Genomic DNA, 21639 nt, shown 5'->3' on the forward strand with positions numbered 1-21639 from the left:
TATGAAGTTCGGATTTGCAGGGGCGGTCTGCTTGGTGGCGGGGAGGGAGTCGAAGACGTTCTGCCGCAGCGAGACGTCCATTGGTCGGTAAGAGAGAGTGAGCGGCTGGATGGCTCGTGGCGTCAATCGATCTCAGCCTGAAGTGGCAATCCTCGGATATGCCTGCAGGCTCCCGGGTGCGCAGTCGCCGGAAGAATTCTGGAACGTCCTGGCGAAGGGCGAATGCACCGTGTCCGACAAGCCGGTCGGACGCTGGGATGTCGATCGCTTCCTGCATCCGGCCGGCGCGCCGGGCTACAGCTACACCTTCGCCGGCGGCTATCTCGACGATCCGCTCGGCTTCGACGCCGGGGTGTTCGGCGTTTCCCCGCGCGAGGCGGCGCAGATCGACCCGCAGCAGCGCCTGCTGCTGGAGGTCGTGTGGGAGGCGCTGGAAAGCGCCGGCATGGTGCCCTCGCGCCTGAGCGGCAAGGATGTCGGCGTCTATGTCGGCGCCTCCAATGTCGACTACCAGACGCATACCTCGGTCGACCTCGCGGCGATCCAGAGCCATTTCATCGCCGGCAACTCGCTGTCGATCATCGCCAACCGGGTCTCCTACGCCTTCGACTGGTCCGGCCCCAGCATGACCATCGACGCGGCCTGCGCCTCGTCCTTCGTCGCGCTGCACCAGGCGCTGCGGGCGCTGCGCGACGAGGAGATCGACCTCGCCGTGGTCGCCGGCGCCAACCTGCTGCTCTCGCCGGCGCCGTTCATCGGCTTCTCCGCCGCGCGCATGCTCTCCCCGACCGGCCGCTGCCGGCCGTTCTCGGCCCAGGGCGACGGCTATGTGCGCTCCGAGGGCTTCGCCGCCATCGTGCTGCGCCGCCTGACCGACGCGCGCGCCAAGGGCGAGGCGGTGCGCTCGGTGGTGGTCGCCTCCGGGATCAATTCCGACGGCCGCACGGTGGGCATCTCGCTGCCCTCCGCCGCCGGCCAGCGCCAGCTTCTCGACGCCGTCTATGCCGATCTCGGCCATTCCGTCGACCGCCTCGCCTTCGTGGAGGCGCACGGCACCGGCACGCCGGTGGGCGATCCCATCGAGGCGAACGCCATCGGCACCAGCATCGCCGCCAAGCGCTCGGCGCCGCTGCCGATCGGCTCGGCGAAATCGAATTTCGGCCATCTCGAACCCGTCTCCGGCCTTGTCGGCCTGCTGAAAGCGTCGATGGCGCTGCAGCGGCGCTGGCTGCCGCGGACCGCCTTCCTCGACGAGCTCAATCCCCATATCGACTTCGCGGCGCTCAACCTCGCCCCGACCCGCGAGCCGCTGGCGCTGGAAGCGGGCGACGAGCCGCTGCTGGCGGGCGTGTGCAATTTCGGCTTCGGCGGCACCAATGCCCATGTCGTGCTGCGCGGACCGACCCCCGAGGAAGCGGCCGGCGCCGGGGCCACGGCGACGCCCGCGCAGATGCTGACGATCTCGGCGCAGAGCCCCGAGGCGCTGTCGGCACTGGCGCTCCGCTACGCCGACGCGGCCGAAGGCGGCACCGTGTCGCTGCCGCAGCTGGCCAATGCCGCGGCGCACCGCCGCGAGGCGATGGAGCACCGGCTGGCGATCCCGCTCGGCGCGACCGCCGAGGTGGTGAGCGCGCTGCGCGAGGCCGGCGAGGGCGGGACGCCTCCGCTGGGCGCCCGCGGCACCGCCGCGAAGAGCGCGGGGGCGAAGGGCGACGCGGACGGCAAGACCGCCTTCGTCTTCTCCGGCAATGGCTGCCAATGGGCCGGCATGGGCCGCCGCGCCTATGCGCGCAACGCCGCCTTCCGCGCGCATATCGACCTGATCGACACGCTGTTCGCCCCGCTCGCCGGCTGGTCGATCGCCGGGCGCCTCGACGAGGAGGACCTGGCGGCGAAGCTGAAGGAGACCTCGACGGCGCAGCCGCTGCTCTTCGCCATCCAGTCGGCGATGGTGGTGGCGCTGCGGGCGACCGGGGTCGTGCCGCACATGGTGCTCGGCCACAGCGTCGGCGAAGTGGCCGCCGCCTGGGCCGCCGGCGCGCTCGGCCTCGAGGAGGCGGTGCGGCTCATCCATCTGCGCAGCCTCCACCAGGAGAAGATCAAGGGCCAGGGCCGCATGGCGGTCGCGGCCGCCGGTGCCGGCGAGGTGCAGGCCTTCCTCGACCGCCACGGGCTCGACCGCATCGCCATCGCCGCGGTGAACGGGCCGGCCTCGGTAACGCTGAGCGGCCCGGCCGAGGACATCAAGACGGCGCAGCAGCGGATGCGGCAGGAACGCATCCCGGTCATCCTGATGGACCTCGACTATCCCTTCCATTCGGCGCTGCTGGACCCGCTCGAAGGCGAGATGATCGAGGAGCTCGGCGAGCTTCACGCCCGCCCCGGCGACCTGCCCTTCATCTCCACCGTCACCGGCGACGTGATGGACGGCGCCGGCTGCGACGCCGCCTATTGGTGGCGCAACATCCGCCAGCCGGTGCTGTTCTCGGCCGCCGTGGAGCGCGCCGCCGCGCTCGGCGCCTCGATCTTCCTCGAAGTATCGCCGCGCCCGATCCTCACCGGCGCCATCTCCGAGACGCTGAAGGCGGTGGACCGGCCGGGCGAGACGGTCGCCGGCCTCACCGACGACGAAGGCGACGCCGATCCGATCCTCGACATCGTGGCGCGGCTCGTCGTCCGCGGCGCCGAAGTCGACCAGGAGACGCTCTTCGGCCGCGAGGCCGCCAACAATGTCGACCTGCCGCTCTATCCCTGGCAGCGCTCGCGCCACGCCTTGCCGCAGACCTCCGAGCGGCTGAAGTTCTTCGGCGCCAACTTCACCCTCGGCCAGCGCCGGCATCCGCTGATCGGCTCGCGCGTCACCGAGGGCGCCAATGAATGGCGCCAGTCGCTCGACACGCGGATGCTGCCCTATCTCGCCGACCATGTGGTCGACGGCACGCCGCTGATGGCCGCCGCCTGCTATCTGGAGATGATCCTCGCCGTCGGCCGTGACGTGCACGGGGCGGTGCCGCTCGCGGTGCGCGACCTCGACATCGAGCGGCCGATGAGCCTCGCGCCGGAGGTGATGCGCGAGATCTCCATGCGCTACACGCCGGAAAGCGGCGTGGTGGAGATCTGGAGCCGCCGCCGGCTCTCCTCCGACGACTGGGTGCGCCATGCGCATGGCCAGGTGCTGGCCTTCACCGGCACGCCGGGCCAGCCGCCGGAAGGCCCGGGACCGGAGCGCAAGCCGCTCTCCGGCGCGCGCGAGGTCTACAACGCCACCCGCGCCGCGCGTCTGGACTACGGCCCGAGCTTCGCCCGCGTCATCCGCCTCGACCGCGACGCCGATGCGCAGATCGTCGACATGAACGAGGGCGAGCTGCCGCTCGGCGCCTTCTCGGCCGAGCATGTGCTCGACCCGACCGGCTTCGACGCCAGCCTGCACGGCCTGCTGCTCTCCCGCGCCGCCACCGCCGAAGGCGAGGTGCGCTGCGACCTGCCGGTCCGCCTGCGCTCCGTCGTGGTGCTGAAGCCGCACAGCCCGATCCGCCGGGCGATCGTGCGCCGCACGGTGGAAACCGCCACCTCCACCACCGTCGACATCGCCCTGCTGGCGCCGGACGGCGAGATCGTCGCCCTGCTGGAAGGCGTGTATCTGCGCGCCGTGGTGCTGTCGCGCCGCAGTACCGACCAGCGCGTGCTGCGGCTCGACGAGGTGATGAACCTCGCCCATGCCGCGCCGCCGGTGCTCGACCTTGCCTCCGGCGTCCCCGCCGCCGAGGCGGCGGCGGAGACGGCTCCCGATGCCTGGCTGCTGCTGCAGGCCTTCACCCTGTCGCTCGCCCGCCGCTGGCGCGGACGCGAGGGCGCGACGCCGCAAAGCGTCGCCGAGCTGACGGCCACGCCGCTGGCCCGCCGCGTCGCGGCCCTGGTCGAGCAGTTCGAGACCCGGGACGACGGCCTCGAACTGCCGGAACCGGAAGCCATCCTCGCCGCCATGGTGGAGGGCATGCCCTCCGCCCAGGCCGAGATCGTGCTCGCCTCGCATGCGCTGGCCCATCTCGACGCCGCCTGCGCCGGCGGGCCGGTCGCAACGCTGACCGCCTCCCAGAAGGAACAGGTGAAGGCGGAGCTCTCCATCTTCGCCGCCGGCCGCGAGCGGCTCGCCGCCACGCTGGCCGCGGCGGTGAAGGCGAGTGCGCCGGCGCCGCTCTCGGTGCTGTGGGCCCAGCCCTGGGACCTCGGCGTGTGGCGCATGCTGGTGCCCTATCTGCGCGACGACGCCATCCTGCTGTCGCTCGCCACCGACCGGCGCGAGGCCTTCGACGCCTTCCTCGCCCATCACGGCCGCGGCCTCACGCTGGGCCATGTCGACCTCTCGGACGCCGCGCCCCAGGGCGGCCGCTTCGACCTGCTGCTCGGCGGCGAGGCCGGCGCGACGCGGGCGGCGGCCCAGCGGGTGAAGCCGGGCGGGCTGGTGGTGCAGCTGGCCTCGAAGCCCGATCCGGTCGCGGACCTGCTGCTCACGCTGGCCGGCCTGTCCGACGAGGCCGAGCGCGGGGCCGGCGACCACGCCGCGCCCTTCCAGATCGGGCTTTTGCGCGACGCCTTCCGCTTCGAGAACGCGCTGCCGGAATGGAGCGACGGCTTCACCCGCCTCGCGGTGGGGCGCCTCTCTCCCAAGGAGACCGAGCCCGCCGCCCCGGTGTCGATCGTCGTCCACGGCGCCACCGACGCCGCGGCGCAGGCGCTGGTGCGCGAGCTGGCGGACCTGACCGCGGTGCGGGTGGCCGATGGCCGGCTCGACGCGGCGGGCCTCGGCGAGGCGACCGACCTTCTCCACATCGTGGACACCGACGTCGCCGCGGCCGAGGCCAGCGAGGCGCTGAAGCAGCGGCTGCTCGATCTGGTGGCCAGCTTCGGGCTGGCGGCGCCGGCCGAGCGGCTGCGCTACTGGCTGGCACTGTCGGTGACGGCCGGCAACCCCGAGCAGCTGGCAACCGCGCACGCCCTGCGGGCCTTCGCGCGGGTGGCGCGCAACGAGTTCCCGACCATCGACATCCGCGTCGTCGAGTTCGACGCGCAGGTGGCGCCGGCGACGGTGGCGCTCGATCTGGCGGCCCTGCTGCTGCAGAGCTCGCCCGAAACCGAGCTGCGCATCGCCGGAACCGGCGTGTTCGTTCCGCGGGCACGGCGGGGCACGCGCCAGCGGATCCGGCCGGTGTCGGAGACGGCGCGGGCGGTGTTGCGGCCGAAGAACGCACTGTCGACCCAGGACGTCGCCTGGAGCCTCGAGGCACGGCCGGCGCCGGAAGGCGAGGCGGTGGAGATCGCGGTCGCCTATACCGGCCTCAATTTCCGCGACGTCATGGTCGCCTTCGGCATTCTCGACGAGGACCTGCTTTCGGGCGGGCTGACGCGGGCGGCCTTCGGCTTCGAATGCTCGGGCACGGTGACGCGCGTCGGTCCCGACTGCCGGGACTTCGCGCCGGGCGACCGGGTGATGGCCTTCACCTCCGGCTCCTTCGCCTCGCATGTGCTGGCCGCGCCGGCGCATGTGCAGAAGGTGCCGGACGGCCTCTCTCTGGAAGAGGCGGCGACCATTCCGGTGGCCTTCGCCACCGCCTGGTACGCGCTGGAGGAAGCCGGGCGGCTGCGGGCCGGCGACCGGGTGCTGATCCACGGCGCGGTCGGCGCGGTCGGCATGGCGGCGATCCAGATCGCCCGCCGCCGCGGCGCCACGGTCTATGCCACCGCCGGCACGCCGGCGCGCCGCGCGCTCGCCTGCGCGCTGGGGGCGGAGAAGGCCTTCGATTCCCGCTCGCTGGACTTCGTCGATGCCCTGCTGCAGATCGGCGGCGTCGACGTGGTGCTCAACTCGCTGTCGGGCGAGGCGATGCGCGAGGGCGTGCGGGTGCTGCGCCCGTTCGGCCGCTTCCTCGAACTCGGCAAGCGCGACTATCTCAACAACACCACGCTGCAACTGCGCCCCTTCGTGCACAATCTCAGCTATTTCGGCATCGATCTCGACGAGCTCCTGAAGCACGACACCGGCAGCGTCGGGCGCATCATGGGCGCGCTCGGGGCGCATCTGGCGGACGGCTCGCTGCGGCCCCTGCCCTATCGCCGCTTCGCCGCCGACGACGTCGCCGACGCGCTGCACCTGATGCGCAGCGCCGAGCATCTCGGCAAGCTGATCGTGCAGCCGGCGCGGGCCGGCGCCGCGGACCCTTCCGTGTTCCGCGCCGCCGCCGAGGGCGTGCATCTGGTGGTCGGCGGCACGGCCGGCTTCGGCCTCGCCACCGCCTTCTGGCTCGCCGACCGCGGCGCCACCCATGTCGCCGTCGCCTCGCGGCGCGGGGTGATCGACCCGGCCTTCGCCGATACGGTCGCCGCCTTCGCGGCTCGCGGGGTGACGATCGAGCCCTTCACCCTCGACGTCACCGACGACGCCGCGGTCGCGGCGCTGGTCACCGGGCTCAAGGCCCGCCACGGCACGCTGCGCGGGGTGATCCACACCGCGCTGGTGCTGGAGGACGGCATGCTGTCCAGCCTGACCCCGGCAAGCCTCGACACGGTGCTCAAGCCGAAGATCGACGGCGTGCTGGCGCTCGACCAGGCGACGCGCGGGGCGCCGCTCGACTATTTCGTCGTCTATTCCTCGGCGACGACGCTGATCGGCAGTCCCGGCCAGGGCGCCTATGTGGCGGCCAATGCCTTCCTCGAAGGCGTGGCGCGCCGCCGCCGGCAGGAAGGCCTGCCTGCCATCGCCATCGGCTGGGGCGCGATCTCCGACACCGGCGTGATCGCCCGCGACGCCGAGCTCGCCGAACGGCTGCGGCGGACCACCGGCGTCAACGGCATCTCCTCCGCCGACGGCCTCGCCCAGCTGGGCCGGCTCATCGCCGACCAGGACAAGGTCGGGCCGGTGCATTTCTTCGCCGATATCGGCCATTCCATGGTGGCGGAGAAGCTCGCCATCCTCACCTCGCCCACCTTCGCCGGCCTGCTGTCGGGGGAGAGCCGCGACATGGAGGAAGGCGACGTCGACTTCGCCAGCCGGCTCGCCGGCAAGTCCGAGGCGGAAGCCAAGCAGATCCTCGCCGATGCCATCGGCCGCGAGATCGCCAAGATCCTGCGGCTGGCGCCGGAGGCGGTAGACATCAAGCGTCCGCTCGGCGAGATGGGCATGGATTCGCTGATGGCGCTGGAACTGCGGCTCGCGCTGGAGCAGAGCTGCGGCATCGAGCTGCCGATCATCTCGATCAGCGATCGCACGGTGGAGGACATCGTCGTGCAGGCCCTGCCGCTGCTGCATGGCGGGCAGGACACCGCCGACGCCGCCTCGGAAGCCGACGCCCTCGCGGCGGCCAAGCTGGAATCCTTCAGCCTGGCGCCGAGCGAGGCCGAAAGCACCGCGGCGGCCATCGCCCAGCTCGACTACAGCGGAGAACGCCTGACATGACGGAGCGGGACACGTCGGGTCGGCTCTCGCAGGGCCAGGTGGGCGCCCTCATCGCGCAGATGCGCTCGGTCAAGGCGGCGGACGCGCCAGCCGCCCCGGCCGCGCGGCCGAAGGCCAAGAGCTTCGGCCAGCTCGCCGCCTACCAGACCATGGCGCAGCAGAAGGCGGTGAGCGCCACGCTGGGGCTGAAGAGCCCCTATTACCGCCAGCACGAGGTGAAGGCCGGCCGGCTGACGCGGATCGACGGCCGCGAGGTGCTCAACTTCACCTCCTATGACTATCTCGGCCTCAACGGCCATCCCGAGGTGATGCAGGCCGCCGCCGCGGCGCTGGAGAGCTTCGGGACCTCGGTATCGGGCAGCCGCATCACCTCCGGCGAGCGCCCCGTCCATGCGGCGCTGGAACGCTCGCTCGCCACCCTCTACGAAGCCGAGGATGCCGTGGTGTTCGTCAGCGGGCACGCGACCGCGGTCTCGGCCATCGCCGCGCTGCTCGGCCCCAACGACCTGCTGCTGCACGACGCCTGGATCCACAACTGCATCGTGGTGGGCGGGCGCCTGTCGGGCGCGGCCCGGCGCAGCTTTCCCCATAACGACCTCGCCGAGCTCGAGGCCATCCTCGCCGCCGAGCGCGGCCGCTTCGACAATGTGCTGATCGTCACCGAGGGCCTGTTCTCCATGGACGGCGACGGCCCCGACCTCGCGGCGCTGGTCGAGCTCAAGGAGCGGCACGGCTGCTGGCTGATGGTGGACGACGCCCACGGCCTCGGCGTGCTCGGCGCCACCGGGCGCGGCATCGCCGAGCATTCCGGCGTCGACCCGAAGCGCATCGACATCTGGATGGGCACGCTGTCCAAGGCGCTGGCGAGCTGCGGCGGCTATGTCGCCGGCTCCGGCCCGCTGGTCGATCTCCTGAAATTCGCCGCGCCGGGCCTCGTCTACAGCGTCGGCATGCCCGCCGCCACCGCGGCCGCCGCCGATGCGGCGCTGGCGGTGATGCTGCGCGAGCCGGAAAGGCTGGCCCGGCTCAAGAAGAACGGCCATGCCATGGTCGCCCGCCTCGCCGCGGCGGGCCTCGACCACGGGCCGGCCTGGGGCTACGGCATCGTGCCGGTGATCATCGGCGACGCGCTGCAGACCATCCTGCTGGCGGAGCGGCTGCTGGAACGCGGCATCTATGCCTTCCCGGTATTGCCGCCGGGGGTGCCGAACCATTCGGCGCGGCTGCGCTTCTTCGTCTCCAGCGAGCATACGCCCGAGGATATCGAGCATGCGGTGAGCGTGCTGGCGGAGGAAAAGCGGACGCTCGCCGAGGCCGGGCTTTCGATCGCCAATCTCGCGCAACTGCTGACCCAGCGAAACGGTGCGGCTCCCGCGCGCTAGGAATCCCCCCGCATGTCCGGTCCGGTGAGGACGCTCCTTTTCCTGCAGGGGCCACCGTCGCATTTCTGGCGCGACCTCGCCGCCTCGTTCGAGGCGGCGGGCCACCGCGTCATCAAGGTCAATTTCTCCACCGCCGAGCGGCTCTACTGGGGCCGGCGCAACGCGATCGCCTATCGCGGCCGGCTCGAGGACTGGGCGGACTGGCTGGAGGCGCTGATCCGGCGCGAGAAGGTGACCGACCTCGTCTATTACGGCGACCGGCATCCCTATCATCGCCGCGCCGCCGAGATCGCCCCGGCGCTCGGCGCCACGCCCTATGTCGTCGAGTTCGGCTATCTGCGCCCGGCCTGGATCACGCTGGAGCGCGGCGGCATGGGCGGCTGGTCGCATTTCCCTAGCGATCCCGCCGCCATCCGCGCCATCGCCGCGCAAGTGGGCGAGATGCCGGAAGAGCGCGTCTTCCCCTATTCCTTCGCGCAGGAGGCCTTCAACGAGGTCTTCTACCACCTGGTGAACTATTTCTATTTCTACGTCTATCCGCGCTACCAGGCCGACCGCTTCTACAATCCGGTGCTGGAATATGTCAGCGCGCCGCTGCGCTGGCGGCGGCAGGCGCGGCGCGAGAAGGCGCACGCCGCCGCGCTCGCCGCCCGGATGGAAAAGCCCTTCGTGCTGATCCCGCTGCAATTGCAGAACGACTACCAGATCCGCGACAACTCCCCCTATTCCGACCAGCGCCAGATGCTGCGGGAGGTGTTCGCCTCCTTCGCCCGCCACGCCCCGCCCGAACTCGGCATCGTGGTGAAGCAGCACCCGCTCGATGTCGGGCTGATCGACTGGTGCACCGAGGTCACGAAGCTGGCGGAGGAAGCCGGCATCGCCGACCGGGTGACGGCGATCGACGGCGGCGTGCTGTCGGAGATGCTGGAGCGCGCCACCTCGGTGATCGTGATCAACTCGACGGTGGGGCTGCACGCCCTGCGCGTCGGCCGTCCCACCAAGGTGATGGGGGTGGCGCTCTACGACATAGAGGGCCTGACCTCCGACGCGCCGCTCGACCGCTTCTGGACCGATCCCGGCCGCGTGGACATGGAACTGCTCGACGCGCTGGTGCGCGGCCTCGCCGGCACCATCCAGCTGCCCGGCTCCTTCTACAATGCGGAAGGCAGCGCCCATGCGCGGGCGATCATCGTCGAGCGCATCCTCGGCGGCAGGGTCAACGGTGCCGGCGCCTTCGTGGATCCGCCGCCCCGCCTCGCCGCCGCGCTCGCCGCCAATGCCGAGCGGCGCGCCCGCCTCGACGGCGGACCGGCCCCGGCTACATCGACATCTGCCGATAGCGTTCGATCGCCTCGTTGAGGTCGTCGAACATCAGGAGCTTGCCGTTCGCCAGGATCATCCCGGTGTCGCAATACTCCTTGATGGTGGCCACGGAGTGCGACACCATGATCATGCCCGAGCGGGCCCGGCGCTCGGCGAAGGCCGCGGCGCAGCGCTGCTGGAAGCGGCTGTCGCCCACCGCCGTCGTCTCGTCCACCAGATAGACGTCGAACTCGACGGCCATGGAAATGGCGAAGGCGAGGCGTGAGCTCATGCCCGAGGAATAGGTGCCCACCGGGGCGTCGATGTCCGGCCCGAGCTCGGCGAAGTCGTAGACGAAATCCAGCGTCTTCTTGAGATCGGCGCCATAGACCCGCGCGAGGAAGATCGCGTTCTCCCGGCCGGTCATCTTCGGATGGAAGCTGCCGGAGAAGCCGAGCGGCCAGGAGATGCGGGTATTGCGCCAGATGCGGCCCTTATTGGGCTCCTCCGCACCGGCCACCAGACGCAGAAAGGTCGACTTGCCCGCCCCGTTCTGTCCCAGCAATCCGTAGCTGCGATTGGGGTTGAAGGCGACGGAGACGTCGTCCAGCACCACCTTCTTGCGGAAGTTGACCATGTAGTACTTGGTCACGTGATCGATGATGACCATGGCCGTCCCTCCTCACTTGCTGCGCAGCTGCTGCCGGAACCGCAGGAAGGCGGTACCGCCCGCCCACAGGCAGAAGAAGACCAGCATGCCCAAAAGGATGTTGCGGGTGCGCTTGGGTCCCGAAGGCTCGTCCGGCAGGCTCGGCTGGACGAAGGTGTTGAGGTAGAGCTGCTGCCGCTCGCTGTTGATGCGCGCCCGCTCGAAATTGGAGGCCGCCAGCGTGTACATGCGCTCCGCCAGCGTGCGGTTGAGCTCGATCTCCTCATAGCGCGTGATGACGTTGGCGATGGTGTTCTTCCCCTGTCCGGCCGGCGAGGTGAGCTGCCGCTCCAATATGTCGATCTGCTCCTGCGTCGCCTCCTCGCGCCATTTCAGCAATTGCAGCTGGGGCGCATTGGCGCTCAGGGAGCGCCCGCCGGTCGAGATTTCCTGGCGAAGCTTGAGCTGCTCGGTCTTCAGCGTGGCGATCAGCCCCTGGATGCCCTGCGATGCCGTGGTGGGATCCAGCATCCCGACCTCGTTGCGCCAGTCCTTCAGCGCCGACCGCGCCTCGCGCAGCCGGTCCTCGGCACGCGCCACCTCGTGCTCGCTCGAGGTGATGAGGTCGCGCCGGGCCCGCTCGCCGAGCTTGTTGACCAGTTCCTCGCTGAGATCGACGACGGCATTGGTGATGGTGACGGCATCTTCCGGCGAGAAGGCGTTGACGCGGACGGTGATGATGCCCGACGGCATCTCGACCGAGGTCGTCACCTGGTGGCGCCAGTAGGCGACCACCGCCTCGATGGGCGCGCCCTCGTCGAGGCGGCTGAACCAGTCCACGCCGGACCTGTTGAACAGCTTGGAGAGCTGGATCTTCTGCTCAAGGGCTTCGACGATGGCCCGGCTCTTCAGATATTCGACGACGATGGTCGAATCCTGGAACTGCGTGACGGATGGCAGGCCGGTCAGCGCCGTCACCGTGTCGAGCGAGGTGGTGTCGCCCGCCCGCACCGCGAAGCGCGCTTCCGAATAGTATTGGCTCGAGGCGATGAAGCCGTAATAGATGATCAGAAGAACCGACGGCACCACCACGCAGAGCAGGAAGCTCAGGCGCGACACCGCCTGCAGCGGCGCCGCGAGCCAGGGCAGGCGCCGCACGAAATGCACCGCCTTGCGTTGGCCGGCCGCCATGTTGCGCACGCGGGCCTGACGGGCGGACCGCCGCAGGTCGTCCGACAATCTGGAGCTGAAGGCCAGGAGTTCGTTACGACGAGTCGTGTCCGTCATGGGGGGCGATACCGACTCGACGCTCATCTGAATTCACGGCTTTCTGCCAGAGGGAAACAAAAAATGACCTGCATGGACCAAAACAATATTGTCGAATACATCACAATATATGACGAACCGGCGCGCCTTCTGGCGGAAGGCACGGCGAGGGAAGAACAGCTACCCGCGCACTTTACTCCAAATTGGGCGCCAGATAAAAGCTGAACCCACGGGCCGGCCGCCAGGGTGGGCCCGGGCGGCAACGGGCAGGAGCATGGCGAGCAGGTGGGGAGCGGGTTTCGTATGCTGTCTGGCCAATCCGCACCGAAGGGACCTCCCATCGGTCAAGGCATAAAATCCCAGCTCGTCATCGGCAATCTCGAAGCTTTCTCCGCTTTCGGCGTCGTCGGCTGGGTCATCGCCAAGAACCCCGGCATGGGCCCGCTGTCGGTCCATGTCGTCACCCCGCGCAGCTTCGACATCGGAACGCCGGCGCTGCCGCGCCCCGACGTGGTGATGGGCGGTTACGATACGCTGCATTGCGGCTTCAGCTTCCCACTGACGAACTGGCTCGGGCTCGGCATTCAGCCGGACGATACTGACGAAACCGTGACGCTGCTGGTCATGCAGGGCGGCACGCCGTGCTACCGGGCGAACTTCAAGGCCTCCGCCGCCAGCCTGCTGGTCCCGCAGTTCCGCTTCAACGTGGAGACCTGCGCCCGGACCCACGTCTCCGGCTGGATCGCCTCTTCCGATCCCTCCCCGCTGATGCTGGTCGTCGTCAACGAGCGCGGGGACGAGCACCGCTTCGCCCCGGCGCTGGAGCGGGCCGATCTCGATGCCGGCGCCCGGGCCTTCTGGGAGGCGCTGCCGATGCGCTTCCTGCTGCGCCAGGGCCGGCTGCAGCTGCTCGCCGAACAGCGCGGGCGCCGCTTCCCGGTCACCGAGCTGCGGCCGCCGAACGTCGTGACCTTCCTCGAGGAGCAGAGCGAGGACCAGCTGCGCGCCGGCATCCGCCCCGATTTCCTGCAGGGCTGGGCGGTCAACCTGCTCACGCCGGGGCGCCGGCCGCGCGTGACGCTGAGCTCCGGCGCGACGGAAATCTGGTCCGCCTTTGCGACGCTCTATCGCCGCGACCTCGTCGCGCAGACCGGCATGGACGGCTTCTGCGCCTTTTCCGCGCCGCTCGGCATGGTGCCCGCCGGGGCGCCGTGGAAACTTTCCGTGCGGGACGGGGACGAGCTCCACATACTCGCCAGCTCCGAGGAGGCCTGATGACCGTTTCGATCGCGATCGCCACCGCGGACTTCGCCGGCCCGGTCCGCAATGGCGGGGTCGGCACGGCGCTGCGCGGCCTCGCCGAAACCCTGGTCGATGCCGGTCACAAGGTCACGGTGATCTACGCCAACCCCAATTACGAGGTGGGCGATGGCGAGATGTGGCGGGAATCGCTCGGGCGCGAGGGCATCGGCTTCCAGGAGCTGGACTATGCGGTGCTCGACAATGTCGGCGTGCCCGCCATGGCCGGCGGCGGCTCGGATCCGCTGCGCTCCTATGCGGTGTACCGGCATCTCCTCGAGAACCGCTACGACATCGTCCATGTCGCCGACTATCTGGGCATCGGCTATTATCCGACGCTCGGCAAGCGCGCCGGCCTGCTCGATTGCGGCCCGATCGTCGCGCAGCTGCACGGGCCGACCGCTTGGTCGATGCGCTGGAGCAACGCCCCGGTGATCAGCCCCAACGTGCTGTTCCGCGAGGCGATGGAACGCGGCTCGGTGCAGCATGCCGACGCCATCCTCTCGCCCAGCGACTACATGCTCTCCTTCCTGCGCGAGGACGGCTGGGCGATGCCGCAGACCGTGCGGGTCATCCAGAACGTGCTGCCGAAGGCGCACAGCGCCCAGGCGGCGGCGGGCGGGACGGCGGCGGCGGGCGGCGCGGTGCCGACCCTCGCCTTCTTCGGGCGCCTCGAGCATCGCAAGGGCCTGAACCTGTTCATCGACGCGCTGCAGATCCTGCAGCACCGGGCGGAGCGGCCGTTCAAGGTGCTGCTGCTCGGCAAGATCAACGACCCCGCCTATTCGGCGGACATGTTCGGCCTGCGCATGTCGCGGCTGGATATCGAATGGGAGCTCCTGGACAATCTGAACGCCAACGAGGCGCTGGATCTTCTCCAGTCCACCGGCGCGCTCGCGGTGATGCCCTCGCTCAGCGACAACATCCCCTGCACCATCCAGGAATGTCTCGCGCGCGGCATTCCCTTCCTGTCGACGGAAGTCGGTGGCGGGGCCGAGCTCGTCGCGCCGGAGGACCGCGCCAACTGCTTCGTGCCGCCCACCGCCTGGGATGTCGGCGGCGCCCTCGCCCGCTTCGTCGCCTCGGGCGGTGCGCGGCAGCGCGGGCACATCCCCGCCGCCGAGGCGGCGCGCCAGCATGCCGACTTCACCCGGGAGCTCCTGGAGATGGAGGCCGCGCGGCAGCGCAGCTCGGTGCCGGCGACGCCGGTGGCATCGGACATCTCGGTCTGCATCACCCATCGCGACAACCCCGCCGGCCTTGCCCGCGCCATTGACGGCTTCGCCCGCCAGACGCTGAAGCCGCTGGAGATCGTGATCGGCGACGATCATTCGGCGACGCCGGAGGCGCAGGCCTTCCTCGCCGCCCTGCCCGAACGGACCGACCTGCCCTTCCCGGTGCGGGTGGCGCGCTCGGACGGCGCCCGCTTCCCGGCCGCGGCGCGCAACGCCGCGGCGAAGACGGCGCGAGGCAAATGGGTGAAGTTCCACGACGACGACAACGTCTCCAAGCCGCAGGAACTCGACGTCTTCTCGCGGGCGCTGGCGGGCGGCAGCTTCGACCTCGTCACCTGCGCGCTCGACTTCGTGGCCTCCGATGCCGACATGGCCGAGGAGCGCGCCTACCGGCGCTTCCTGTTCCTCGGCGATGGCGGCGCCGCCTGCTACATCTTCAACGTGATCGGCGACACCAACTTCATCGTCGACCGCGAAAAGTTCCTCGCCGCCGGCGGCTTCGTCGAGGACGGCTTCCTCTACCATGCCGAGGATTGGCGGGCCCTGGTGCGCGCCAAGCTCAAGGGCCTGCGCATCGGCACCGTGCCGGAGGCGCTGGTCTGGTACAAGGCCGAGCCGTGGCGCAACCAGACCAACTGGCGCAAGGGCGATCTCTGGGGCGCCCGCACCCGCATCAGCGAACTGGTGCGCGAGCATCACGGCAACGAGGTCGCCTCGCTCCTGCGCCTCACCCAGGGCCTGCTGTTCACCCCCACCGCCCGGCAGGCGCCGCCTCCCGCCCCCGCCGAGACGCCGCCGGCCGCCCCGGCCGTTCCCCGCTGACGACGGCGCTCAGTCCTTTGCCCGTTGCGAGGCGACGGCCGCGACCAGCCGCCGCTGCCGTGCCCGCAGCAGCGGCGAGATCAGGCTGTGGAACAGGGTGGCGAAGGCCGTCGGCAGGCCGGGGCTGACCGCGAAGCGGCCGGCCAGCGCACCGGCGAGCACCTTCTGCGCCACCGCCACCGCCTCCCACTCGCCACCGCCGGCGGTGATCCGGCGAGTCGCCTCCGGCTTGGTGCGCTGCTCGGCCTCGAGCTGCGGCGTGCGGGTATCCGGCGGATAGGCGATCGTCACGCCGATGCCATGCGGCGCCAGCTCGACGCGCAGCACTTCGGCGAGCCCCCGCACCGCGAATTTCGACGGCGCATAGGCGGAATAGCCGTAAATGCCGAACAGGCCGGCGCCGGAGGAGATGAAGACCAGCCGCCCGCCGCCCGCCGCCGCCATGTGGGGCGCCGCGGCATGGGAGAGATAGAGCGAGCCGAGATAATTGGTCGCCAGCTGCGCCTCGTGCGCCGCGAGCGGCTGTTCGAGGAACAGTCCCGGCTCGGCGATGCCGGCGCTGTTGACGAGCCAGGCCGGCGGGCCGTACCGGCCGACCAGCGCCTCGACGGCCGCGGCGCAGGCGGCGGCATCGCGCACATCGAGCGCATGGCCGCTCACCTGCGCGGCCGGATGATCGCCCTGGATCGCCTCCACCGCGCGGGCGAGCCGCGCTTCGTCGCGGGCGAGCAGCGCCACGCGATGCCCCATGCCCGCCAGTTGCGCGGCACAGGCGAGGCCGATGCCGCTCGATCCCCCGGAGACGATGGCGAGGCTGCCGGCAACGGGGTCGGCAGGGCGGTCGCGGGAGCCGATGTCGCGGGTGGATCGGGTAGGCTCTCGGTCCGGTTGCATTCGCGGGCCTGCTCGAGCGGACATGCGAGCTGGATTACACCATCGCTGCGGTGCGAAGGAAGAGCTTTCCGTTCGGGTCGCGCTCCTGCTAAACACGCGGGGGGCGGAGTGCGTATGGGCCGAGAGGCGGGGAGTATGGTCGCAGGAAAAGGGTCGCCGCGCCGGCGCGTCATGGTTCTGGTGCGCGGCGCCAATCCCAGTTGCGACTATTATCTGGTGTCCCGGCTGGCGCGGATGGATGTCGGCGTCGAGGTGATCGACACCCGCTCGCGCGCGCCGGCCGACGTGACGCTCGACGGCGCGCTGGTGATCATCTGCCGCTATCTTCCCTGGCGCTGGCTGCGGGCGCTGCGGGCCGCCCGCCTCGCCGGCCTCGCCGCCTTCGTCGACGACGACTACCCCGCCATGCTCCGCGACCGCCAGCTGCCGCTCGGCTACCGGGCGCTGGTGGCGCTGCAGGGGCTTCTGCCGCTGCGCCTGCTGGCGTCCCGCCAGCTCAGGCTCTGGGTCTCCACGCCGACGCTGGCCCGCCGCTTCGCCGCCTGGGACCCGGCCGTGATCGACCCGTCGCCGGGCGACGACGACCTCGCCGCCCCGCTGGCGCCGCCCGACGACCTGCTGCGCTACCATGCCCAGCTCAGCCATCTCGGCGATCACCAGCTGGCCGCCGATATCGTGCGCCGGGTGCTGGCGAGCCGCCCGCGCACGCGGGTGGAGGTCATCGGCCCCGCCGCCGCCCGGCCGCTATGGGACTTCTCCGACCGGATCGGCTTCCTCGGCGAAATGGACTGGCCGGCCTACCGCGCCCACACCACGGGTGGCGGCGGCGTGCTGATCGCGCCGCTGCGCGACACCGCCGTCAACCGCTCGCGGGCGCCGACCAAGGCGATCGACGCCGCCCGCATGGGCGCCGCCGGGCTGTTCGCCGCCGGCCCCGCCTCGGCGCTGCTGGCGGGCCGGGTGCCGCTGCTCGCCGCCGATCCGGCGGCGTGGGCGGCGGCGCTGCTCGCCCTGCTCGACGATGCCGACGCCTTCACGGCCAATGCGGCGGCCCTGCGTGCCACGGTGTCCGGCTGGCATCGGCACGCGGCGCCGCTGCCGCTGTAGAGGCCGGGCCATGCTGGAGAAAACCTCGGGCCTCTCCATCGCGCTGGTGGTGCATGCCTTCCTGCCGGACCAGAATTACGGCACCGAGATCTACACGCTCGAGCTGAGCCGGGCGCTGAAGCAGCTCGGCCACCGCCCCACCGTCATCGCCGCCCGCCGCCACGGCCCGGCCGAGATCCAGCGGGAGGAATGGGACGGCGTGCCGGTCATTCGCGTGCCGGCGCTGGAGACCGACACCCGCGCCACCTTCGACGCCCCCGCGCGCGTGCCGCTGTACCGCTCCTTGTTCGAGGAGCTGCAGCCGGACGTCGTGCATGTCTGCCACTTCCTCTACCACACCACGGCGGTGCACACGGCGGCGCAGCAGCTCGACATCCCGCTGGTCGCCACCTTCACCGATTTCCACGGTTTCTGTCACACCGGGCTGCTCAGCACCCTGTCGGGCGCCTCCTGCGCGGGTCCCTCGCCCACGCGCTTCGGCTGCCTCGCCTGCGGCGTCCACGAAAAGCAGCGCACGGCGCCGGCCGGCAGCTGGTGGAAGCTGCTCGGCCACCGGCCGATGCCGGAGCTGGCGGCGCTGACCGCGCTGATCTATCGCCCGGTCATGCCGCGCGGCCTGCGCAACGAGATCGAGGCGCTGCGCGTCCGCCCGGAGCTCTTGAGGAAGGCGCTGAACGGCTATCGCGCCGCCATCGTCCCCACCACCTTCACGGCCGAGCGCTACCGCGACAACGGCATCGACGTGCCGATGACGGTCTCGCGCTTCGGCGTCGACATCGACCGGACGCCGAAGCCCCCTCCGCCTCCCGGGCCGCTGCGCATCGGCTATATCGGCCAGATCGCCATGCACAAGGGCCTGCATGTGCTGATCGAAGCGGTGCGCAGGCTGACCGAGGACCTCGCCCGGCATCCCGGGCGGACGGCGCCGGAGCTCGAAGTATGGGGATCGCTCGACCAGCACCCCGCCTATGCCGACAAGGTCCGCGCCATGGCCGCCGGCATGCCGGTGCGCTTCGCCGGCTCCTTCGAGCCCGCGGACATGGCCGGCATCCTCGCCGGCATCGATGTGCTGGTGATCCCCTCGATCTGGCACGAGAACAGCCCGCTGACGCTGCTGCAGGCGCTGGCGACCCATACGCCGGTCATCATTTCCGACGTGCCGGGCATGCGCGACTTCGTCGAGGCGGGGGCCAACGGCTCCACCTTCCCACCCGGCGATGCCGAGGCGCTCAAGGAACAGCTGCGCCCCTTCGTCGAGGACCCCACGCTGGCGCCCCGCCTCAGCCGCCGCATCGACTATTCCCGCACATCGCTGGACATGGCGCGCGATGTTCTCGCCATCTACGAGTCATGCGGTATTTCAGTGGCGCATTTGATGGTATTATGAGGTCGTTTTTGCGCTGTTGCGCATCTGACACAGATAACTTTTCAATAACCAAAATGAACGTGCGCCGTGGCCATCGCCTCGCCTCGGCTTCTGCGAGGGGCTATAAACCCCGCCGAAAGTAAGGAAGGCAGTATGGTTGTCTGGAAGACGTTCCCTCGCGTAGGCGTAATTTCTACGCTTCTTACGGCGATCATTCTGACCGGATGCGGCATCGTCCCGAGTGCCGGCCCCAACAGGCAGCAAATTACCGACGCCGCCCGCTCCAAGGACCCGGCGACCTCCGATTTCATGCTGGTCGACCTCAACGACGACGTCCTGGCCAAGCTTGCCCACTACGCCCCGGCGACGCTGCAAGGCAGCTTCGGCAACCGCAAGCGGCCGTCGACCTACGTCATCGGCGTCGGCGACGCCGTCACCGTGACGATCTGGGAAGGCGCGGCCGGCGGCCTGTTCTCCCGCCCGGCCACCGACGTGCTCGGGACCGGCTCGCAATCGGCGGCGATCCCGGAACAGCAGGTGTCCAAGGACGGCACCATCTCGGTGCCCTTCGCCGGGCGCGTCAAGGTGGCGGGCAAGACCGCCGACGAGGTGGAGCGCACCATCGTCACCAACCTGACCGGCAAGGCGATCGAGCCCCAGGCGCTGGTCGTGGTCAGCAAGAGCGTCAACAACACCGCGACGGTCATCGGCGAGGTGAACGCGCCGGGACGCATCATGCTCACCCCGCGCGGCGAACGCATTCTCGACGTAATCGCCACGGCCGGCGGCAACAAGGTGCCGGTGCACGAGGCGTTCGTGGTGATGTCCCGCAACGGCGTCAACGCCGCCGTGCCGCTGCAGACGATCATGGGCCGGCCTTCCGAGAACGTGTACGTGCTGCCGGACGACACGATCAGCATCATCCGCGAGCCGCAGACCTTCACCGTGTTCGGCGCCGCGCAGCGCAACGCCCAGGTGGCCTTCAGCACCGCCGGCATCAGCCTGACGGAAGCCCTGGCCCTGGTCGGCGGCCCGTCGGACCTGCGCGCCGATCCGCGCGGCGTCTATCTGATGCGCTTCGAGACGGAGAAGGTGGCGCGCGCCATCGACCCCGACCACACCGCGCCGTCGCAAAATGGCTATGTTCGCGTGATCTATCAGCTTAACATGCATCAGGCCGACGGGATTCTGCTCGCCAGCGGGTTCCGTATGCGCAACAAGGACGCGATCTATATTTCCAACGCGCCGCTGTCGGATTTGAATAAGGTATTGTCGGTGTTCAGCACCGTGGCCTCCCCGGTGTCGCAAGCCACGAACATTGTGGATGGGTTCTGATTGGAGAAACTGGACGAAGCCCGCGCGCGTGAGGAGCGCAAGCGAAAGGCGATGAAGGCCAAGCGCCAGGCGCAGGCCAAGTCTGCCCCCAGGAAGGCTGTGCCCGGCGAACCGGTTTTCGTCGCGGCGCCGCCTCTGGCGAGCGCGGAGCTTCCCCCGGCCCAGGCCGTGCCGGCGGTTCAGGCAAAACCGGCGGCAAAGCCCGCCGCCAAGCCGAACCCGGCGGCGAAACCCAAGCCGGCGGCCCCGAAGCCGGCGGCGAAGGCGCCCGACAAGGCCCCGGCTCCGCAGACCCCGCCGCCCGATCTCCAGGCCCGGCTCAAGTCCCGGCAGGAGGCCGAGGCGGAGATTTCCGCGCTCCTCGACGCGCGGGAGCAGCGGGCGCGCAAACGGCTCGGCCTCAGCTTCTTCATCGCGGTGATCGTGCCGACGCTGTGCGCCGCCTTCTACCTGGCCTTCCTGTCGACGCCGCGCTTCCTGGCGGAAGCCAAGTTCGTTGTCCGCGGAACGCTGGAACTGATCGGCGGCGAGTCGACGCGCTTCTCGCGCGACCTCTCCGGGCTGTCCGGCCTCACCAACAACCAGGAAGGCCACATCCTCGTCGACCACGTCATGAGCCAGGCGGTGGTCGAGCGGCTCCTGAACAAGATCGATCTCTATGCGATCTATCACATCCCCCGCCGGACGCCCGACTCGGCCCCGCAGCAGGACCCTGCCATCGAGAAGCTGATGGCGGCGTGGCGGTCGATGGTCCATGTCACGATGGACTCCGTCACCGGCATCCTGACCCTCGACGTGCAGGCCTATAGCGCCGAGAACGCGATCCTGGTGTCCCAGGGGATCCTGGACGAATCCACCGCGATGGTGAACGAGCTCACCGCCCGCGCCCGCCAGGACCGGCTGGAACGCGCCACCAAGGAAGTCGAGCTGGCGCGGGCCGACCTCGACAACCTGCTGAAGCAGTTCGAGGCCTTCCGCAACCAGCAGGGCACGGTCGACGCCAATTATTCGGGACTGGCGCTGCAGGGCCTCGTCGGCCTGCTGCGCGACCAGCGCGTCAAGCTGCGGGCCGAGCTCGCCACCGCCCGCGCCTCCATGGGCGACGATTCGGCGTCGACGCGCACGCTGTCGAACCGGCTCGAGTCGCTCGAAAAGGAAATCGCGGACATCGAGGCGCAGATCGACGGCACCGCCTCGCGGGACAGCGTCGAACGCGCCGCGGTTCCCCAGTCGCTGGCGGAGCAGGAAAAGCTGGAGACCCAGCGCAACCTGGTGATCGAGCGCGTGTCCCGCGCCGAGGCCTCGCAATCCGCCGCCCTTTCGGAAAGCCAGCGGCAGCAGGCCTTCCTGATGGTCTTCGAACCGCCCTTCCTGCCGCATATCGCGACTTTCCCGCAGGTCCGGCTCGATACGCTGATCACCTTCCTGGTGCTGTTCGGCTTCTGGTGCCTCGTCGCCACCTACGCACGCAATCTGCGCATGCATAACTGAGCAGCCGTCGCCCGCTTGCCGCCGCCGGGCGACCAGCCCGC

At 70.2% G+C, this 21639-nt stretch carries 12 protein-coding genes; 9 read left to right on the plus strand and 3 right to left on the minus strand.

Going from position 1 to position 21639, the window contains the following annotated elements; all coding sequences use genetic code 11:
* Positions 1-109: 109 nt before the first annotated feature.
* From KHC19_RS14310 to KHC19_RS14320, 3 genes are read left to right on the plus strand one after another with little or no spacing between them, the layout of a single operon-like run.
* Complete coding sequence (locus KHC19_RS14310; RefSeq protein WP_246548886.1) at positions 110-7450, plus strand: type I polyketide synthase; 7341 nt, start codon at positions 110-112, stop codon at positions 7448-7450.
* Positions 7447-8832 (plus strand): aminotransferase class I/II-fold pyridoxal phosphate-dependent enzyme, encoded by a 1386-nt coding sequence (locus tag KHC19_RS14315; RefSeq protein ID WP_213353052.1) that lies wholly within the window; start codon positions 7447-7449, stop codon positions 8830-8832. The genes KHC19_RS14310 and KHC19_RS14315 overlap by 4 nt, the downstream gene beginning before the upstream one ends.
* A gap of 12 nt (positions 8833-8844) precedes the next feature.
* Complete coding sequence (locus KHC19_RS14320) at positions 8845-10191, plus strand: capsule biosynthesis protein (protein ID WP_213353053.1); 1347 nt, start codon at positions 8845-8847, stop codon at positions 10189-10191.
* Here the strand turns inward: KHC19_RS14320 and KHC19_RS14325 are convergent.
* A complete protein-coding gene (locus tag KHC19_RS14325; protein ID WP_213353054.1) occupies positions 10151-10804 on the minus strand; it encodes an ABC transporter ATP-binding protein in 654 nt (217 codons plus the stop codon). The genes KHC19_RS14320 and KHC19_RS14325 overlap by 41 nt on opposite strands.
* 12 nt (positions 10805-10816) lie before the next feature.
* Entirely contained in the window at positions 10817-12070 is a 1254-nt protein-coding gene (locus tag KHC19_RS14330; protein WP_213353055.1) for a KpsE/RkpR family capsule polysaccharide export protein, read from the minus strand.
* A 282-nt stretch (positions 12071-12352) separates the two neighbouring features.
* Here KHC19_RS14330 and KHC19_RS14335 point away from each other — a divergent pair, with 282 nt between their 5' ends.
* Positions 12353-13324: a hypothetical protein gene (locus KHC19_RS14335; RefSeq protein WP_213353056.1), complete on the plus strand. Its 972-nt coding sequence runs from the start codon at positions 12353-12355 to the stop codon at positions 13322-13324.
* Positions 13324-15405, plus strand: a complete 2082-nt coding sequence (locus tag KHC19_RS14340; RefSeq protein WP_213353057.1) for a glycosyltransferase — start codon at positions 13324-13326, stop codon at positions 15403-15405. The genes KHC19_RS14335 and KHC19_RS14340 overlap by 1 nt, the downstream gene beginning before the upstream one ends.
* Positions 15406-15414: 9 nt before the next feature.
* Here the strand turns inward: KHC19_RS14340 and KHC19_RS14345 are convergent, their stop codons facing one another.
* A complete protein-coding gene (locus KHC19_RS14345; protein WP_213353058.1) occupies positions 15415-16299 on the minus strand; it encodes an SDR family oxidoreductase in 885 nt (294 codons plus the stop codon).
* 135 nt (positions 16300-16434) lie between these two features.
* Here KHC19_RS14345 and KHC19_RS14350 point away from each other — a divergent pair, with 135 nt between their 5' ends.
* The 4 genes from KHC19_RS14350 to KHC19_RS14365 all read left to right on the plus strand — a co-directional run bounded on the left by KHC19_RS14350 (position 16435) and on the right by KHC19_RS14365 (position 21598).
* Positions 16435-17406, plus strand: a complete 972-nt coding sequence (locus tag KHC19_RS14350; protein ID WP_213353059.1) for a hypothetical protein — start codon at positions 16435-16437, stop codon at positions 17404-17406.
* A gap of 10 nt (positions 17407-17416) precedes the next feature.
* Positions 17417-18793, plus strand: coding sequence for a glycosyltransferase (locus KHC19_RS14355; protein ID WP_213353060.1), 1377 nt, complete (start codon positions 17417-17419; stop codon positions 18791-18793).
* 132 nt (positions 18794-18925) lie between these two features.
* The gene (locus KHC19_RS14360) at positions 18926-20107 is read left to right on the plus strand and encodes a polysaccharide biosynthesis/export family protein (RefSeq protein ID WP_213353061.1); all 1182 of its coding nucleotides are present in this window, start codon (positions 18926-18928) and stop codon (positions 20105-20107) included.
* Entirely contained in the window at positions 20108-21598 is a 1491-nt protein-coding gene (locus tag KHC19_RS14365) for a KpsE/RkpR family capsule polysaccharide export protein (protein WP_213353062.1), read from the plus strand. It abuts the gene before it with no gap.
* Positions 21599-21639 lie beyond the last annotated feature (41 nt).

Source organism: Ancylobacter oerskovii (assembly GCF_018390555.1).
Lineage (GTDB): Bacteria > Pseudomonadota > Alphaproteobacteria > Rhizobiales > Xanthobacteraceae > Ancylobacter > Ancylobacter oerskovii.